The sequence below is a fragment of the Candidatus Enterococcus murrayae genome, from assembly GCF_017315985.1.
GTDB classification, from domain to species: domain Bacteria; phylum Bacillota; class Bacilli; order Lactobacillales; family Enterococcaceae; genus Enterococcus_A; species Enterococcus_A murrayae.
Genome location: NZ_JAFLVR010000020.1, coordinates 171,305 through 189,620 on the forward strand (window position 1 = coordinate 171,305; position 18,316 = coordinate 189,620).

General features: G+C 42.1%; 16 protein-coding genes. 10 read left to right on the plus strand and 6 right to left on the minus strand.

The genetic code is table 11. The features are described from left to right. Positions 1 to 20: 20 nt before the first annotated feature. Positions 21 to 950, minus strand: a complete 930-nt coding sequence (locus JZO85_RS09050) for a phosphate/phosphite/phosphonate ABC transporter substrate-binding protein (protein ID WP_207108186.1) — start codon at positions 948 to 950, stop codon at positions 21 to 23. Positions 951 to 1,144: 194 nt separating this feature from the next. Here JZO85_RS09050 and JZO85_RS09055 point away from each other — a divergent pair, with 194 nt between their 5' ends. The 3 genes from JZO85_RS09055 (at position 1,145) to JZO85_RS09065 (ending at position 3,620) form a co-directional block, all read left to right on the plus strand. Beyond that, entirely contained in the window at positions 1,145 to 1,825 is a 681-nt protein-coding gene (locus JZO85_RS09055; RefSeq protein WP_207108187.1) for a cyclic nucleotide-binding domain-containing protein, read from the plus strand. 165 nt (positions 1,826 to 1,990) lie between these two features. After that, positions 1,991 to 3,043 (plus strand): BMP family ABC transporter substrate-binding protein, encoded by a 1,053-nt coding sequence (locus tag JZO85_RS09060; protein ID WP_207108188.1) that lies wholly within the window; start codon positions 1,991 to 1,993, stop codon positions 3,041 to 3,043. Positions 3,044 to 3,188: 145 nt separating this feature from the next. After that, positions 3,189 to 3,620 carry a hypothetical protein gene (locus JZO85_RS09065; protein WP_207108189.1) on the plus strand — a complete coding sequence of 144 codons (432 nt, stop codon included), beginning with the start codon at positions 3,189 to 3,191 and terminating at the stop codon, positions 3,618 to 3,620. Positions 3,621 to 3,757: 137 nt separating this feature from the next. On the opposite strand, the gene JZO85_RS09070 is transcribed toward JZO85_RS09065, so the two are convergent. Both JZO85_RS09070 and JZO85_RS09075 read right to left on the minus strand, forming a co-directional pair. Next, on the minus strand, positions 3,758 to 4,741 hold the full coding sequence (locus JZO85_RS09070; RefSeq protein WP_207108190.1) for a substrate-binding domain-containing protein: 984 nt from the start codon (positions 4,739 to 4,741) through the stop codon (positions 3,758 to 3,760). 16 nt (positions 4,742 to 4,757) lie between these two features. Beyond that, positions 4,758 to 6,257 (minus strand): sucrose-6-phosphate hydrolase, encoded by a 1,500-nt coding sequence (locus JZO85_RS09075; protein ID WP_207108191.1) that lies wholly within the window; start codon positions 6,255 to 6,257, stop codon positions 4,758 to 4,760. A 269-nt stretch (positions 6,258 to 6,526) separates the two neighbouring features. Between JZO85_RS09075 and JZO85_RS09080 the strand changes: the two genes are divergently transcribed. Both JZO85_RS09080 and JZO85_RS09085 read left to right on the plus strand, forming a co-directional pair. Continuing rightward, on the plus strand, positions 6,527 to 8,482 hold the full coding sequence (locus JZO85_RS09080; protein ID WP_207108192.1) for a sucrose-specific PTS transporter subunit IIBC: 1,956 nt from the start codon (positions 6,527 to 6,529) through the stop codon (positions 8,480 to 8,482). After that, positions 8,472 to 10,100 carry a glycoside hydrolase family 13 protein gene (locus tag JZO85_RS09085; protein WP_207108193.1) on the plus strand — a complete coding sequence of 543 codons (1,629 nt, stop codon included), beginning with the start codon at positions 8,472 to 8,474 and terminating at the stop codon, positions 10,098 to 10,100. The genes JZO85_RS09080 and JZO85_RS09085 overlap by 11 nt, the downstream gene beginning before the upstream one ends. A 46-nt stretch (positions 10,101 to 10,146) precedes the next feature. On the opposite strand, the gene JZO85_RS09090 is transcribed toward JZO85_RS09085, so the two are convergent. Beyond that, positions 10,147 to 12,318, minus strand: coding sequence for an alpha-galactosidase (locus tag JZO85_RS09090; RefSeq protein ID WP_207108194.1), 2,172 nt, complete (start codon positions 12,316 to 12,318; stop codon positions 10,147 to 10,149). 91 nt (positions 12,319 to 12,409) lie between these two features. Between JZO85_RS09090 and JZO85_RS09095 the strand changes: the two genes are divergently transcribed. Then, positions 12,410 to 13,225, plus strand: a complete 816-nt coding sequence (locus tag JZO85_RS09095; RefSeq protein WP_207108195.1) for a helix-turn-helix transcriptional regulator — start codon at positions 12,410 to 12,412, stop codon at positions 13,223 to 13,225. A 150-nt stretch (positions 13,226 to 13,375) separates the two neighbouring features. Here JZO85_RS09095 and JZO85_RS09100 read toward each other — a convergent pair whose 3' ends face one another. After that, a complete protein-coding gene (locus JZO85_RS09100; RefSeq protein ID WP_207108196.1) occupies positions 13,376 to 13,843 on the minus strand; it encodes an Rrf2 family transcriptional regulator in 468 nt (155 codons plus the stop codon). Positions 13,844 to 13,949: 106 nt separating this feature from the next. Here JZO85_RS09100 and JZO85_RS09105 point away from each other — a divergent pair, with 106 nt between their 5' ends. Then, positions 13,950 to 14,795, plus strand: coding sequence for an SDR family oxidoreductase (locus JZO85_RS09105; protein WP_207108197.1), 846 nt, complete (start codon positions 13,950 to 13,952; stop codon positions 14,793 to 14,795). A 22-nt stretch (positions 14,796 to 14,817) separates the two neighbouring features. After that, entirely contained in the window at positions 14,818 to 15,678 is an 861-nt protein-coding gene (locus JZO85_RS09110; protein WP_207108198.1) for an SDR family oxidoreductase, read from the plus strand. Positions 15,679 to 15,811: 133 nt separating this feature from the next. Here JZO85_RS09110 and JZO85_RS09115 read toward each other — a convergent pair whose 3' ends face one another. Then, a complete protein-coding gene (locus JZO85_RS09115; protein ID WP_207108199.1) occupies positions 15,812 to 16,405 on the minus strand; it encodes a uracil-DNA glycosylase family protein in 594 nt (197 codons plus the stop codon). A 142-nt stretch (positions 16,406 to 16,547) separates the two neighbouring features. Between JZO85_RS09115 and JZO85_RS09120 the strand changes: the two genes are divergently transcribed. Together JZO85_RS09120 and JZO85_RS09125 are read left to right on the plus strand one after the other, a co-directional pair. Further along, positions 16,548 to 17,342: a MerR family transcriptional regulator gene (locus JZO85_RS09120; RefSeq protein ID WP_207108200.1), complete on the plus strand. Its 795-nt coding sequence runs from the start codon at positions 16,548 to 16,550 to the stop codon at positions 17,340 to 17,342. A 66-nt stretch (positions 17,343 to 17,408) separates the two neighbouring features. Beyond that, on the plus strand, positions 17,409 to 18,182 hold the full coding sequence (locus JZO85_RS09125) for a CPBP family intramembrane glutamic endopeptidase (RefSeq protein WP_207108201.1): 774 nt from the start codon (positions 17,409 to 17,411) through the stop codon (positions 18,180 to 18,182). Positions 18,183 to 18,316: the final 134 nt, after the last annotated feature.

Genomic DNA, 18,316 nt, shown 5'->3' on the forward strand with positions numbered 1-18,316 from the left:
TGCTGACACTTCCTGTTGTTTTATTCCGCTGCTTTTTTCGTATAGTCTCTGATCGTATCATAGGCAGAGTCGGCAGCTTCTTCATAGCCTTGATGACCCCATAAAGACATGGCTTCAGAGCCGTCTTCGTCATCCTTCATATTAAGGAAGGTCTTTTTGATTTTTGCTTTCAAATCCTTTGACATATCGGGTTGAACCGCGATGGCGTCATTGGGAATATCGCCTTCAGTTAAGTACAATACTTTTAAATCCTTGAATAGATCATTGTCTGAGAAGTTTGAGGCAAATACGTTTCTTGCTCCTTCAAAAACAAAGGCAGCATCCATTTGCTTATTCAATACGGCAGTGATCTCACTTGGGATATCATTGACGGTTGTCATTTTTGTATCCGCTGTTGGATCAATCCCAGCATTTTTTAATTCAGCTACAGGATAAATATAACCGCTGGCTGAGTTTGGACTCAATGTAGCGATATTTTTGCCTTTTAAATCCGTCAATTTGTTCAAGCCGCTATCCGCACGAACCAAAACTTCGCCTTTAAAGGTATTCGTCAATTTATCTTTCAACGGCAGGCCAGTTTCTTGATCGTAGTCACCTAGCTGTGACGTTAGAATCGCTTCGGCAGCGCCAGCATCTTTTGCTTGAACATAGGCTGCTGGAGGCATGATACCGATATCTACTTGCCCAGAAGACATGGCTTCAACAATGGTTGAATAGTCAGTAGCTAAAGTAACCTCTACATCGCGGTCCAATTTTTTTGACAGGTATTTAGCAAATGGTTTTGCCTTTGCTTCCATACTGCCGTCATTGTTTGTCGGAACGAACTGAACGACCAATTTTTCTTTGCTGTCCTTTTCTGAGCTGCTGTTTGTTTTACCAGAGCCGCAACCAACTAAAGCCGTAAGTAGCATCACTCCGATAAACCCTTTTGCTAACTGTTTTAACTGCATTTTTCTCCTCCTGTTGGATGTAATTTCTATTACGTCTAAATCATAGCAAGGAATAAAAAATAATGAAGTGACGCACGTCCTATTTTACACAACTTTTACATACAATTTACATATAAATATAAAAATCGTTCGTATTGAGACTAAAAACATTCTAGGCTATAATAAAGAAAAACTCTTTAGAGGTGACTTTTTTCATGAAAAAAATTCAAGACACGGAACAGCTGTCTGCCTACGTTGAGATGCATAATTTGCAGGATTATATGGATTCAGATTTCTTGGCGATGGCTTCTTTGCAGTATTTCGAAAAGGAAGAGCACCTCATTCAAACGGGAACGACTTCTGATTATCTGTACTTTTTAGTAGATGGAACGGTAATGGTTTATTCCTATTCCTCGGATACTCAAAATATTTGTATCGACTATGCCAAGCCTGCTACACCGCTTGGCGAGGCGTCTTCTCTATGGGGCTTGCTGCCCAAAAGCAGTGTAAAGGCCGTCTCAAATTGTATCTGCGTCAGCATCCCCCTGAATAAATACCGTTCACAGCTGCAAGAGGATGTTCGCTTTTTACAGAATATTTGCCAGCTGTTGAGCTATCGACTAAACTCAGGGATCAACCTAGCCAATTCATTAACTGAGCCAGTCGAGACTCGCTTGGCAAAGTTCATCCTCGAGCATCACGAAAACAACCAGTTTTCATTTCGCTTAACCACCTGTGCATCCATTTTAAATGTCAGCTATCGGCATCTTTTACGAACGATCACGAATTTTAGAGAGGCGAACATCATAGAAAAGAAGAAGAATGGTTATTTGATTCATGATGTCGCTGCGCTGGAGGAGCTAGCCGAAAATCTCAGCAGTCCCGCTAAATCATAGAAAATCCGCACATCCTTGTGATTATTGTTCATTGCAAGGGTGTTTTTTTGCTGAAGGAAGAGCCAATAACTAAAATTTTGGAAAAAACGAATAGTTTTCAAGATATAGGTATGCTATACTTTTGAAAGCTCAATGTGTCAAGACACATAAAAGGAGAGAAAAACGGTGAAAAAACTATTTGTTTCATTATTATTTCTAGCTTCACTGGGAACGTTAGTTGGGTGTGCACAAAATCAAGAAAAGGCAAAATCTGAAAAAGAAACGAGCAAGATAGCGCTGGTTTTGGGATTTGGCGGGGTGGATGATCGTTCCTTTAATCAGGCTGGCTGGGAAGGGCTTGAAGCTTGGGGAAAGGACAAAAAGCTGACGGCTAAAAAAGATTTTACGTATATCGAAACGAATAATCCCGAGGACAATAGCACGAATATTGATCAGGCTATAAAAAATGGCTTTACTACGATTATCAGCTTAAGCTATCTGCAAGCTGAGGAATTAAAAAACGCCGCAGAAGCAAATCCGAAATTAAAATTTGCACTTGTAGATGGGGAGGTATCAGGCAAAAAGAACATTTCCTCTGCTTCTTTTAAGGATCAGGAAAGTGCTTATTTAGCAGGATTAGCGGCTGCCTATACGACTAAAAGTAATAAAGTAGGCTTTATCGGCGGAATGGAAGGGCCCGTCATCCAGCGTTTTCAAAGCGGTTTTGAGGCAGGAGTCAAAGCAGGAGCAGACGCTCAGAGCAAGGAAATAGCTGTGAACGTCCAATACGCCGCATCGTTTGACTCACCAGACAAGGGAAAGGCCATCGCTGCTTCGATGTATAAAGATGGAGCCGATATTCTTTATCAAGCAGCAGGAAGTACGGGGGCCGGCGTTTTCCAAGAGGCGAAGGCCCGTAATGAAAATGATTATAGTAAAAAGGTTTGGGTCATTGGTGTCGATCGCGATCAAGAAGATGAGGGTGACTATAAGCTCGAAAATGGAGAAACTGGCAACTTCACTCTAACCTCCACGAAAAAGAACGTGGGAGCAGCCGTTAAGGAATTTGCGGAAACCTCCTATAATGGAAAGTTCCCTGGTGGAAAGCATCTGACTTTTGGTCTAAAGGAAGAGGGCGTCGATCTGACAAAAGGCCAGCTGTCTGAAGAAGCCTATCAAGCTGTTTCGGAGGCTAAAAAGAACATTATCAGCGACGAACTGACAGTACCGGAAAAGTAATTTCTTTAGTAAAAGGATTCTAGATAGGAGCATTGATAAGCTGGCCTGAGCTATCAATGCTCTATTTTTATGGGTGTGCTGCCATGCTTTTTACCGTATACTTATTTTATGGGGACAGGCATTTCCCAAAATGAAGGAGGCAATCATGCTGAATTTCACAAAGGCTACGGCCATTTATACGATTATATACGCGATCATCAGCTTTATCTTGCTGGTAAGCTTTGGCTTTTTTATGATTGCTTCACGAGGGACATTCCTTTTGACACCTTTGATTGGACTGCCATTTTTTATCGGCTTTTTACATATCGTCGGTTTTGTTTGTGAGATTACTTGTCTTCGAATGAATAAGGATTCCCCCGCCAAAAGAAAGCTGATCTTTCTTTCTCTGATCTTTTATACGATTGAAATTTTCGCTTTGCTGCTTCCTATGATGGCTATTTTGATAAAAATGAATGCCGCGTATAGCCAAAAAATCGTTTTCTTTGCACTGGCGAGTATTCCGGTGACTAAGCTGTGTTTACTGGTGCTTTCAATCATTATTCTGGTGAAGTTTCGAAAGAAGCAGGTTCCCTTTTAAACAGACTTCACTCGCTGCCAGTTTAAAGTCTTTTTGAAGAATACTTTACAAAAGGAAAGCCAAATGATCATTTACTGTCGAAATCAACAGTAATATGACCATTTGGCTTTTTTGTTTGTATCATTTTTGCTGCTTCTTTAAGTCGTTTTCCCCTGAATGAGCTTTATCGGCAGTGAATAATATTGTTCCAGCTTTTTATCTGGAGTTGTGATACGTTGGATCAACAGATCGACCAGCAAATCAGCAAAATCAGAAATGGGCTGAGCGATTGTAGACAACTGAGGAAAATAATTTTGGACAAATTTTGTTCCATCATACCCAATCAGCTTCAGATCCTCTGGAATCGAAATCTTCATTTCTTGACAGATATTATAGACCAGTATTGCAGTCATATCGTCGGTACAAAACAAGCTGTCCAGCTCTTCATTTTCTAAAATCCGCTTGATTTCTAAGGTTTTAAGAGCCATTGAGCTTGCCCTCGAATCAATGTTAAAGACTCGCGGTTCTAGCTTTTTTTCTGATAAAAACTGCTCGTATCCTTCCAAACGTCCATTTGTCGGCGAATGCGACTTCAAGCTGCCAGTCAGAATACCGATTTTTCTGCAGCCTCGCAGATATAAATTCTCCGTTGCCAAATAGCCGCCATGAAAATTATCACTCCCGATGATCGGAATATTCTTAGACAAATAACGGTCGAAGGAAACGATCGGAAGTCCAATATCCTCGTATTCCTTAATTCCTAAGTTGTGGGCACCGGCTATGATGCCGTCCACTCGATTTGCTGAAAGCATATTGATGTAGGCACGTTCTTTTTCTTTATTATTGGCACTATTGCAAAGAATTGTTTTGTAGCCTTGTTCAAATAGCGTGGCTTCTAGTTTATCGACGAGTTCACCAAAAAAAGGATTCGAAACTGTCGGGAAGATGAGTCCAATCAGCTGGGTATTTTTCCCCTGCAAAGAACGGGCAAGAGAATTCGGCTGATAGTTTAACTCCTTCATGGCCAGATGCACCTTATCAATGGTCTTTTGGCTTAGTGATCCGTAGTTATTGATCACACGTGAGACCGTAGTGGGGGATACACCTGCTTTTTTTGCAACATCCGTCAATTTGATTGCCATGGTATCGTTGTACTCCTTAATCGTTTTTCATGTTCCGCAAGCACCAGAAATCTCCGGTAAAATCGCCAGAAGTTCCTTCAAGATAAACATTTTTTTCCGCTTCATTTGGAAATACCCGGGCAGTAAAAACAGCTTGTCCGCCATTTACAAAGATTTCGCAAACCGAATGATCAACAAAAATTTGTAATGACAAAGGACTCTCCTTCTCAAGTGCAAGACTTCGAGTTGTTCCGTAATCCTGAGCAAAGGTATGGCTTGTGTGTGTGCGGTCTACACTTATCATACCATTTTTTGTATCAAAATCGATGGTGAATGAGTGATCCCTTTGCATATCTGAATAAAGGTGCAGCCTTCCTTGACTATCGTTGGAAAAATGGAGCATCAATTCATAGCAGTTATTGGTTTTTTCAGCAAGCGCAAGGGGCTGTGAAACGAGTCTTCCCTCAATAGGCGTTTGTTCCTGTCTCAACTCGACTAGCTCCTTGACAGGCTTTTGATACAATTGCCCATCCTTGAGCTGCAATTCTTTGATGATGCTTAAACAGTGTGCCCAACCCTCTGAATCACTAGGATATTCCACTTCAGGAAGGCCGACCCAGCTTACTGCCAGAGCCCGGCCATCAGGTGCGTTAAAGGCTTGTGTGGCATAAACATCAAACCCGTAATCCAAATTCATTAATGGACTTGGCTTTGTTAATGAAGGACGATCCGTTTCGAATGTCTCGGCGACGATATAAGTATTGGGATAAATATTTTGGTAAGCCATGATTTTCTTGCTCAATCCTTGAGGACAGAAGAGAAAAACGGGCTGCTCATCAATAAACACTAGATTTGGACATTCCACCATGAAGCCCAGCGACTGGTTTGTAAAATCTAAAGGCCCTGAAAAATGCAGGCTTTCTAAGGAATCGCCTGAATAAACCAATACTTTTCCTTCAAGTGCTTCAGTTTGCGCACCAATCAGAAGCCAATATTTCTCCTGGTAGAAAAACACCTGCGGATCACGAAATTCATGGGTATACCCTTTAGGCGGAGCAGGAATAATCGGTTGCTCATCCTTGATAATCTCTCCATCACTCGTCATGTGAGCCAACATTTGATAGGACGCTCGCTGCCAATTTGAATCCCGTACATTTCCTGTGTAGGCTAGTACCAGCTCATCATCAATGACTATTCCCGAACCTGAATAAACACCATGCTGATCATAAGCAGAATCAGGCAGGAGGGCAATCCCTTCAGAGGTCCAATCCACGAGATTGCTTGATGAAACATGGGCCCATGACTTCACCCCATGGACAGGTCCCATTGGATAGAGCTGATAGAAGAGCTGCCATTTTCCATTGAAATATGAAAAACCATTCGGATCGTTTAGCAGACCGCTTTCCGGTTGAATATGATACCCTTGCCGCCACTTTGAACCGCGAACAATTTCATTTAGAGCTGTTTGGTAAGACGTATCCCATTGATCATAAGGGAGGTAACGCAGATCGTCAGTCCAATTTTTAATTAAGTCCATGTTTGTTTCTCCTTCCATAGGTAGAGGAACTATTTTCTAGGCTGACTCATAGGTCCAGCCAATTATTAAGAAAACGCCTTCGTTTGCTAATAAGATACTTCAAAAATCCACAATTGTCAAACGTATATCATTTATATAATTATTGATTTAACTACATACAGGAGATTTTAAAAGTGATTAAAAAATATTTTTGATAAACGTTTGACATTTCTGGAATATGCTGTATGATAAAGGTGAAAAAAGCGATTACAATAGGAGGGAGCTAAATAATGAATCATCAGAAGGTAGCAGCAGAGGTCAACAAAGCAGTGGGGGAAGGGAATATTCAAGCAGCCGCTCACTGTGCTACACGATTACGCTTAGTACTAAAAGATCCCAGTAAAGTGGATCACGCAGCCTTGGATAACAACGAGGATGTAAAAGGAACCTTTGAAGCGAATGGTCAATTTCAAATTATTATTGGACCAGGAGATGTAAACAAGGTTTATGCCGAATTAGTCAAGTTGACAAATGTTAAGGAGGCCTCTACAGAAGATTTGAAAGCGGTCGCCGCTGAAGGGAAGAAGGTCAATCCCGCGATGGCATTTATCAAAGTGCTGTCGGATATCTTTGTTCCAATCGTTCCAGCCCTAGTCGCCGGCGGTTTGCTGATGGCGATCAACAACGTATTGACCTCTCAGAATTTGTTTGGTCCGCAATCAGTGGTAGAAATGTTTCCAAATATTAAAGACGTTGCCAGTATTATCAATTTGTTAGCTTCTGCACCGTTTGCCTTTCTTCCAATTTTAGTCGGGTTCTCAGCGACAAAACGTTTTGGGGGAAATGGTTATCTAGGAGCTGCGATGGGGATGGCAATGGTCATGCCTGATTTGATCAATGGTTATGGTGTCGCAAATGCGATTGCCGAAGGATCCATGCCCTACTGGAATATCTTTGGTTTGCAAGTGGCGCAGGCCGGATATCAAGGTTCTGTATTGCCCGTACTAGCCGTTTCTTGGATTTTAGCCACGTTGGAAAAATTCTTCCACAAGAAAATCTCAGCCGCATTCGATTATACATTCACACCAATGTTAGCAATTATTATTACCGGTTTCTTAACCTTCATTTTCGTTGGTCCTGTAATGCGAATCGTTTCTGATGGTCTTACAGATGGACTAGTGTGGTTGTATCAAGCAACTGGAGCGGTCGGCTTAGGAATTTTTGGACTGTTTTATTCGCCAATCGTGATTACCGGACTTCACCAAAGTTTCCCGGCAATCGAAACGACCTTATTAGCAGATGTAGCACGGACAGGCGGTTCCTTCATTTTCCCTGTTGCATCAATGGCAAACATTGCTCAAGGCGCTGCAGCATTGGCCATCTTTGTTTTAACAAAAAATGAAAAGCAAAAAAGCTTGGCTTCCTCAGCAAGTATCTCTGCACTGCTTGGAATCACAGAACCTGCGATTTTCGGGATTAATTTAAAACTAAAATTCCCGTTTGTCTGTGCCATGATCGCTTCAGGAGTCGCTAGTGTTTCATTGGGACTTTTCCATGTATTATCCGTAGCGATGGGCCCAGCAAGTGTGATCGGTTTTATCTCCATCGCACCTAAATCAATTCCATTCTTTATGATTGGCGTAGTAATCAGTTTTGTTTTAGGTTTCGTACTGACATTTGTTTATGGAAAGAAAAAAATGGATGTACCTGTAACAGATGCCGCTGCTGCGGAAGAAGCTGTCATGATCAATGAGAAGCCTGATCAGTCTGCGGGTGTTCAAGATGATGTATTAGCAGCGGTCGTGGCTGGAAAGGTTGTGCCGTTAAAAGAAGTGAACGATCCAGTCTTCGCAACAGAGATGATGGGGAAGGGGATCGCGATCGTACCTGATAGTAATCAATTATTTGCTCCAACTGATGGTGTTCTGACTGTTATGTACGATTCGAAGCACGCCTATGGCATTCAAGCAGATAGCGGGGCAGAAATTCTCATTCATATCGGAATCGACACAGTCAATCTTGCAGGGAAGTTCTTCTCGACCAATAAAAAGAAGGGGGAACGAGTGAAAAAAGGGGAATTGCTGGGAACCTTTGACAGAGAAGCAATCAAGAACGCCGGTTATGATGATACAGTCATGATTTTGGTCACAAATTCACCTGCATATAGCGACATCAGTCCATTAGACAAGAAGAACGTTGCTGAAGGCGAAGATATTCTCGCGGTGAGTAAAGCCTATGAGCAGTAAATGGTGGCAAAAGGCGGTCATTTATCAGATCTATCCCCGCAGCTTTCAAGATAGCAACAACGACGGGATCGGAGATTTACAGGGAATCATCCAAAGATTAGACTATCTGGCTTTTTTAGGAGTAGACGCCCTCTGGCTGAGTCCAGTCTATTCTTCTCCCAATGATGATAACGGCTATGATATCAGTGATTATCAAGCGATCGGCCCTGAATACGGAACAATGGCGGATATGGATTGTTTAATCAAAGAAGCAGAAAGTCGAAAAATTAAAATCATTATGGATTTAGTCGTAAATCATACATCTGATGAGCATATCTGGTTTCAAGAAGCCTTAAAAAGTAAAGATAATCCTTACCACGATTTTTATGTGTGGCGAAAACCTGTTGCTGGTGGTCCGCCCAATGGCTTGAAATCTAATTTTGGCGGTTCTTCCTGGACCTATGTTCCTCATCTTGATGAATATTATTTGCACCTGCACTCTAAAAAACAGCCAGATTTGAATTGGGAAAATCCGAAGATGAAACAAGCCATCTGGGATATGATGAACTTTTGGCTAGAAAAAGGGATTGGCGGCTTCCGTTTAGACGTGATTGATTTGATTGGTAAAGAGCCGGATCATGAAATCACTCAAAATGGGCCGAAGCTGCATGACCTGCTGCAGGAAATGAACCATAAAACCTTTGGAAACTATGATGTTGTTACGGTTGGAGAAACATGGGGAGCGACCCCTGAGATCGCCGAATTGTATTCAAGTCCTGACAGAGATGAGCTGTCGATGGTTTTCCAGTTTGAGCATATCAATCTGGATAAGCAGCCGGGAAAACGCAAATGGGACCTGAAAGAATTGAATCCCTACGAACTTCATGAGGTTTTCTCAAAGTGGCAGATCAAATTAGACCAAAAAGGATGGAACTCCTTATTTTGGAACAATCACGATTTACCGCGAATCATCTCTCGTTGGGGCGATGATTCGGACGAGTATCGGGAAATCAGCGGAAAAATGCTGGCGATCTATCTTCATTTCATGAAGGGGACTCCTTATATCTATCAAGGAGAAGAGCTTGGAATGATCAATTATCCTGTCAAAGAGATTCAAGAGGTGGATGATCTTGAAAGCATTCAAATGTACAACGAGCGATTAAAGCAAGGATACCCCATCGACGATTTGATTACTTCAATCAATGCTAAGGGACGAGATAATGCTCGACATCCGATGCAGTGGGACACGCAGCTCAATGCTGGTTTTTCTGCGGAAAAGCCTTGGCTGCCCGTACATTCTAACTACAGGACAGTCAATGCGGCGGCAGCCCTTGCTGATGAAAATTCGCTCTTTTACACGTATAAACAATTGATAACTCTGAGAAAACAATTTGATGTGATCACAAATGGCGAGTATCAAATAGTAGAAACAAATAATCCGTTGGTATTAGCCTATCAGCGCTTTGACGATGAAGAAGAATTAACGGTTGTCGTGAATTTCTCTAAAACGGTCCAGAAGTATAAAGTGGCTCAGACCTTAGCCGAGCATGAGATCCTGATCCATAATTGTCCTGAAAGACCCGAGCAGTGGCACCAATTAGCGCCCTACGAGGCATATGCTGTTCGACGATCCAACTAAAAGCTTTCCCCGCAGCGATCATAAGTTGCGGGGAAAGCTTTTTAGTTTATACTTTTTTCCAATGGAACAGCAAAGTCGAAAAATCTTCTTTGATTCGCGGAATCGCGATACCGGCATCGTTTAATTCAGCACCGGAAACAATCTCACCGGTTTCCGTATTTTTGTAAGCTGCTTGATCATCCAGATAGCGAGTTTTTAAGTAGTTCACAGGAACCGCTGGACGAGCTAGTCCGTTAAAATAGAAGATCATCGCCTCAGTGTCATTCTTGATCAGCCACGCAGAGGTAAAGTATTCATCGGCCGAACGCAGCCGATAAAATTTTCCAAACTGGAGCAATCGGCGGTGAGCCTTGTAAAAATTGATTTGCTCCATAATTTCTATTCTTTCGGTATTCGCTAAACTCGTTAAGTCTAATTCATAACCAAAGTTACCGCTCATAGCGATCAGGCCTCGGGTATGCAAAGATGTTTTACGACCGACTTGATGATTCGGTACCGGTGAAACATGCGCGCCCATCATAATCGGCGGATACAAAAGGCTGTACCCATATTGGATTTTACTGCGGCAAAGCGCATCCGTGTTATCACTGGTCCAGGTCTGAGCCATATAATACATCATCCCCGGATCAAAACGACCGCCACCGCTTGAACAATTTTCAAATAGACAGTTGGGAAAACACTTGGTGATCGTATCAAGCACCTGATAAAGCCTCAATACATATCGATGAGAAATTTCCTTCTGCTGCTCTGCTGGGTAGGCCAAACTGCCTACTTCTGTCAGATGGCGATTCATATCCCACTTGATATAGTCGATTTTACCTGTAGACAGGTACTTGCTTAGAACCGCGATTAAATATTCTTGAACAGCCGCTTGACTCAAGTCCAACACAAACTGTCTGCGCCCCTCTGTCAGCGGATAATCAGGTACTTGCAGCGCCCACTCAGGATGCGCTTCAAACAGACGGCTATTTTCAGAAATCATCTCCGGCTCGAACCATAAGCCGAACGTCAATCCTTTTCGATGGATTTTTTCTGCTAAACCAACGATGCCCTGCGGTAATTTTTCCTGATTCTCAAACCAATCTCCTAAGGAAGTCGTATCATCGTTTCGCTGACCAAACCAGCCATCATCCAAAACAAAAAGCTCGATTCCAGTCTCTTTAGCCAAATCTGCTTGTTTTAACAGATCGGCTTCATGAAAATCAAAGTAATTTGCCTCCCACGTGTTCAACAGGATCGATCGTTCTTGCTTTTGCCACGGAGCAGGAGCCAAGTGATTCTGATAAAGGTGATGGAAGGTTTGAGACATGCCGTTCAAACCACTAGTCGAATAGTTAATAACAACTTCAGGTGTTTGAAAGTCTTCACTCGGCCCTAGACACCACTCAAAGGTCTCCGGCTGAATTCCTATCTGCACGCGGCTCGATCCGTATTGCTCCACCTCTACCTGAGCCGTAAAGTTCCCGCTATAAACCAGATGAAACGCGTAGACTTCCCCTTGAAATTCATCTGTCTTAGCATCAACCAGGGCTAAAAACGGCTGGTGCTGCGGACTACTTGTTCCGCGGGTACTTTCGATCTTTTGAACGCCCGTATGTAACGACTGCCGGCTGATGTTCGCTTCATTTGTATGAGATCCGTTCAATGTAACCATGTCAAAATCGCTACGAGGAAAGTCGATCATCATCGATCCGGCATTTTCAAGAAAAACTGTGTCCTCACTGTGATTAACGAAGCGAACACTGCGGGTAATAACTGGATACTCTTCAAAAAGGGTGTAGCTAAGAATCATCTCCAGCTTCTGAATTTCATCAATCAGGACAATTTCCAGCGTTTCAGCAATCGCAGCGCGTAAACTGGGTAATCCCTTTAAAGAAGGCTTTCCTGTAAAAATCGAATGCGTGTGATAAACAAAATTAGTGACCGTCGTTCCATTTGATCGACGAATCTGGTAATTGCTGATGCGATGATCCCCAGTGCCTTGTGTACTGGTTTCCATCAGCAAAGAATTTAATGAGAACCTGCGATCAGCTTTATCGGGGTTTGTGGCGAATCCGCGATCGATTTGTAGCAATGCATTGCTGCCGGAATAAAAGGGCAGTGTCCGACCAAAATAGCGATGAGTAATATATTTTTCTTTTTCAATCCCCATGACATAGCTGATCGCTGAATTGGATAAATGAAATATTTCCTTTTCTGAATCAAATAAAATCGGCATGAAATCTACTCCTTTCTACTATATACTGTAAGCATAAGGAATCCGACTTGCGGGAACAAGAATAAATAATTTAGATTGGGCGGGTAGAAAATTGCAGAATTATTTTTCTCAGTCATACTATTATATGGATAACTACAATCTGCCTTTCTTGAAGGGAATAGGCATAGGGCACGGCGATGCACACTACTTTTGGGAGAATAAGGACCGAAAAGATCATCAAGTCGTACTGCAATACACTTTGGCTGGTATCGGCTACTTTGAATCAGGAGATCAGCGCAGCATTCAGAGAAGAGGCAGTTTTTTTCTCGCTGAAATTCCTAGCGATTGCCGTTATTACGGGAAGGAGGATTGGCAGTTTTTATATTTAGAATTTTCCAAGGAAGTGCTTCAATTATTCTATCCAATCAATCAGACCCATCATGCCAGTTCGCCGGAGTTTCAAGAACTGCTAATAAAATTGTGTGCTGAGCTAAAAGCTTGCTCAGAGGTGCCCTTTTTTGAGAATACTCAATTGGCATACTCCTTGATCTTGGCGTTAAAAAAGGAATTGCTGACGAAGCGGGTAGAAAAATACCCCTTAGCGAAGGAAATAAAAAAATATTTGGAGCAGCACTATCAAAGTGACGTGGGGCTGGTGGACGTTGAAGAGCAGTTTGGGGTATCCAGATACAAAGCCATCCGTTTATTCGAGAAGACCTACAGTATTTCACCTATGGCCTATCTAAAAAAATATCGCATCAAACGAGCTTTGCCCTTTCTAGCCGATGGGCAGCGAACGGTTCATCAGATTGCTCAGCTTGTTGGTATGGCAAATGGTAATTATTTTGCTAAGGTCTTTAAAGCAGAGATGGGCATTTCACCCAGTGATTATCAAAAAAGTAAGCAACGCTTCAACGAAGAATCATAGGACTGATCGAAGTGTTCAAACGCTTTTGATCAGCTACATAAATAAAAAGCCAAATGATCAAATACTTTCGTAATTTAAAGTAAAATGATCGTTTGGCTTTCGTTTTGTAAAGTATTTTTCAAAAAGACTTTTCGCTTGTCCTTTTTTAGGCTACAGATATTCTTGAAGAATCTCTTTATTTTCCGGTCTTTTTTCCATTTCCAGCTGGGCAATTTTATGAACGAGAGCAGCAAGTGTGATGCTCCTCATCTCATCCTCTACTTTTTTCTGAAGTTCCTCGTATTTTTCATTCAACACATCCTGGATATTTGCGCCGACAATACAATTAGGATTGGTTTTCGGATCGACTTGGATCAGATTTGTGTTTCCCTCAATGCTTTTATAGATCTCTAATAAAGTGATTTCTGCCGGAGCTTTTGCGAGGGTAGGGGTCGGCTTGCCAATTTGTGTATGGATCAGCTCCGCTTTTTTTAGCTGACTCATGATTTTGCGAACATTTGCTGGATTGGTCTCCACACTGCCGGCGATCATTTCGCTGGATAGGGCATCGGTTCCCTGAAAGATTTCGATGTAAGCAAGAATGTGGATCGCGTCACTGAATTGTACCGAATACTTCATACTATCTGCTCCTTTCAACATTTCTTTCTTGACATATCTTATCATACTACTTATGATTAAAGGTGTAAATTATAAATGTACAGCTAAAAAATAAGGAGTGGATCATATGAAGTATTTAGTCACAGGAGCAACCGGTGGATTTGGCCATTATGCGTTAAATTATTTACAAGAAGAGGTGCCAGTCTCTGATATTTTTGCTTTGGTTCGAAGTGAAGAAAAGGGAGCCGTTTTAAAGGAAGCCGGTGTGAATATACGCATTGGCGATTATGCAGATAAGGCTTCGATGAAAAAAGCATTGGAAGGAATCGATCGCATGTTATTCGTTTCCGGAGCACCTGGCAACCGGCAGGAAGAACATGCGAATGTAGTCGAAGCCGCAGAGGAAGCCGGCGTTTCTTATATCGCCTATACGAGCTTTGCTGGCGCGGATAAAGCAACCAGTCCTTTGGCTGCGGATCACATTTTTACCGAAGGATTGATTGAAAAGACTGGCATCCCGCATACATTTTTGCGTAATAACTGGTACTTGGAAAATGAAATGCCGATAGTTGATGCCGCGTTAAAGGGCGGAAAATTCGTTTACGCGGCAGGTGACGGAAAAACTGGCTGGGCGATGAAACGGGAATATGCAGAGGTTGCCGCAAAGGCACTAGTAGGAACCGATTATCCCGCTATTTTAGAGCTTTCCGGCAAGCCAATCAGCTATGCTGCTTTAGCGGACAGCTTGAAAAAAGCCACGGAAAAGGATTTTGAAGTCATTGGCTCAGATGATCAAGGCTTTATTGAGAACCTTGTCGCAAATGGAATGCCTCAATCCGTAGCAGAAATATTCCTGTCTTTTCAATATGATATTAAGAACAATCAGCTGGACGTTGCTTCCGATGACTTTGAAAAAGCATTAGGCCGGCCATTGATCCGCTTGGAAGCGGGATTCAAGGAGCTGTTGGATTAATCAGATAGAAGAGGTGAATGAGATGAAATATGCGGTGACTGGTGCCACTGGGAATCTGGGAAGTCGTGTAGTGAAAAAGCTAACTGCTTTAGTGGAGAAAAAAGACCTTGTGGCAATCGTACACTCGATGAGCAAGGCAAAAGCTTTACAGGAACAAGCGATTGCAGTGAGACAAGGAGATTATTCGGATAGCGCAAGTATGACTGAAGCGCTCCAAGGAATCGATTTATTGATCTACATTCCTAGTAAAACGTATGATGTTGTTCAACGCGTGCAGGAATTGGAAAACACATTGACCGCGATGGGACATGCAAAGGTTAAAAAGATTGTCTTCGTCAGCTTTTTTGCGGATCAAGAAAAGAATCCTTTTACTATGTCGCCTTATTATGGCTATGCGCCAAGACGCTTGGCAGGTTCCGATTTCGCCTATACGATCGTCAAAAACGCATTATATGCGGATCCACTGGTGCCTTATTTGCCTGAGTTGATTGAACGCAAAAACATTATCTATCCAGTCGGAGCAGAGAAGCTATCCTTTATTTCTTTAGACGATAGCGCAGAGGCGCTTGCCCAATTAGCGATTCAACCGGAGCTGAGAGATAGGGGACAGACTTATCTGTTAAGTCAGAAGAACAGCTATTCAATGCCCGAGCTGGCTGCTGTCATGAGTGCCGTTACCGATAAAACAATCGGCTATCAGCCGGTAAGTCTCACGACATTTGCAGAGATTTACAAAGGGGATGGCGATGGCAACGAGTTGGCCTCGATGTATCATGGCGGCGCGCTGGGCATGCTAAGCGGGGTAACCAATGATTTTGAAACGATCACTGGCCATGCTCCGACAGATATGAGGACCTTTTTGCAGGAGAATTATTCAAAGTAACCAAACAAGTAAAAACATTCAAATCGTAAAGTCTTTTTGAAAAAAACTTTACAAAACGAAAGCCAAACAAACGTCTCACTTTCAAAAATGAAAGGGGCGGCTTGTTTGGCTTTTTTCGTTTCAACTCGAACTATTAGGAAATGATCTCAAACATGACGGCAAGATCTTCACACGCCATTTGGACCTTAGACTTTTCAATCAAAATATTTTTGCCGGTCATGATGTATGAGGGCATGATTCGAATATCTTGATAATAAATTGCTGTGTTCCGCAACTTGTAGGTAGAGATTGCGGGAACGGCATTTTTTTTAGTCGCTTTTTTAGTAATTTTATTAAAGCATTTTTTTGCTACGTCTCCCATCAGCATGATGACCTGAACATTCGGGAAAAGCGACAGTTCCTTTTCTAGGTAAGGTAGGCTTCTGTCGATACTCGCATTAGCGACTGTCGTTTCTGTTTTAGGGGTCTTAATGGCATTCGTTAGGTAAATACCCTTAGACAAAATATCCTGAATCGTTGTTACTTCAATCCCAGCCTTTTGAAAGAGCGGAATCGTGGTTTCCATGTAGGCAGCATCTTCAGGACCGTAAAAATCATTTCCCGGATATGCGGGAACGACCTCGTTGATCATAATCGCCTTTATCGTTGCCGGATCTATTTCGATATCGTTCAAATGAATCTGTTCATCCGCGCCAAAAACGGCTTCAAGCTCTTGTTTTATATTCATTTTTTCACCCTCCTATGACTTTAGTGTACAATAGAAAACTTGACGATGCATGTCCAGTTTCTATCACTTCTTTTGAAATTATTAAGCAAACAATACCAAGGATACGCTATAATAATCGTTTAACAGGAAAGGAGCGGGAAAGATGGAAGAAAAATATCTGACCAATGATTTATTGTCAATTACTGGTATGACACGGGATACGCTGCGCCACTATGAGCAAAAAGGGCTCATCCAACCAGAAAAGGATACCTATAATAACTATCGCCAATTTCGTTTTGCTGATATTTATCGTCTCTTGACGATCGATTTTTATCGTAAACGGGGATTTTCGATCAACGAGGTCAAAAATTTGCAGGAGAATTTTAATGAACTGGATTTCCCGCAATTGATGCAGCAGAAAAAACTGGAGATGGAGGAGAAGCTTCAGTACTACTCCAGTACCTTAGATCGAATCAACAAGCTGGCGATGTTTCAGCAGGAGCTGGCAGAAACACTAGATTGTCTCACCCTTGAACGCATGCCGTTATATGAGGTGTTAGGCTCATTCAGTGAATTTGATGCCTTCGAAGAATACCATCAAATTTTGGCTCATTGTTCAAATGAAGATATTCTTTCTTCAATTGTTCGAAGCTTTGCGTTTGATGAGACTGGACTCAATCACTCCCGAATGCTGATTGTCAAAGAAGTTAGTGATAATTGCTTACAGGAGGGCAAAGAGTATTTAAATGCTTCGCGCTGCATCCGGCTGATCGTGACTGAGACCTTAGGCGAAGAAAACAGTGAAGAGATGGCGCATCAATTATTTGAAAAAATTTTAAACTACTCCTTAGAAAAGAACTTGGAACCTCTTGGAGAAGCCTTTGTTTTCACCAAAATGGTCACCTACCAGGATCGAAATGAACAAGCTGTACTAGAAATTTTTGTTCCTGTAAAATAGCCGCTTGACCCGGGGGCAGCCCCCGCCTCTATACTTAAAGCCAGATAAGAAATAGGGGGAATAACAATGACAAAAGCAGCGAAAAGATTTATTTTATATACGTATTTGATTTTTTGGGGAATGATCCTGGCGATTGGCGGTCTCATGGTTGCAACAGGAAGTACACAGCCAGCCAATAGTTTACAGATTCTTTCTTCGTGGGCACCCACACTGGCAGTGGTGATTTTCTGGAAAAAATTGCGCCCTAACACTGATTTAAAAAAATTTATCACAACGAAATTTTCGACACCGCTAAATTTGAAGACAGTAGCGTTAACTATAAGCATCCATCTGCTGTTTTTAGCGGGCTCTTTACTTATTGTGTCCACTATTTTGAAGCAGCCAATTCAAGACCTGCTGATTTTATCTCCAGGCTTTTTACTATCGTCGATGCTCAATCATAGTATTCGAGGCCCTTTGGGAGAAGAGCTGGGCTGGCGGGGATTTCTCATGGAGGAGCTGTTAAAAAATTTTCAGCCATTAACGATGTCGATCCTTTTAGGTTTGATTTGGGCTGGCTGGCATCTTCCTTTGTGGTTCATGTCTGGCTATAGCGGAACCGACCTGCTGCAATACGTTTTATTCTTTACGCTTTGGTGCGTTGCTCAATCGATCATCATCACACTGCTTTATCAGCGGAACAGCAATTTATTGATTCCGATACTCTTTCATTTTTTAAGCAATTACTTGTTAGGCTTACAGAAGGTAGAATTATTGCTGCTTTTAAAAATCAATGCCAGCTTGTGTTTGCTCGCAGCGATTATCTGCGGTGTGGTTCTTTATCGAAAAAGAAATCTTTAAATTGACTGATGCGACCTGCGATTACCTGCAGGTTGCATTTTTTGTCTTGCGGCTTCATTGCTAAGCAAAATATTTTCCTAAAAAATTAAATCGTGTTACGGTAATTTTATCAAGTGATAAGCGGAGGTTACAAC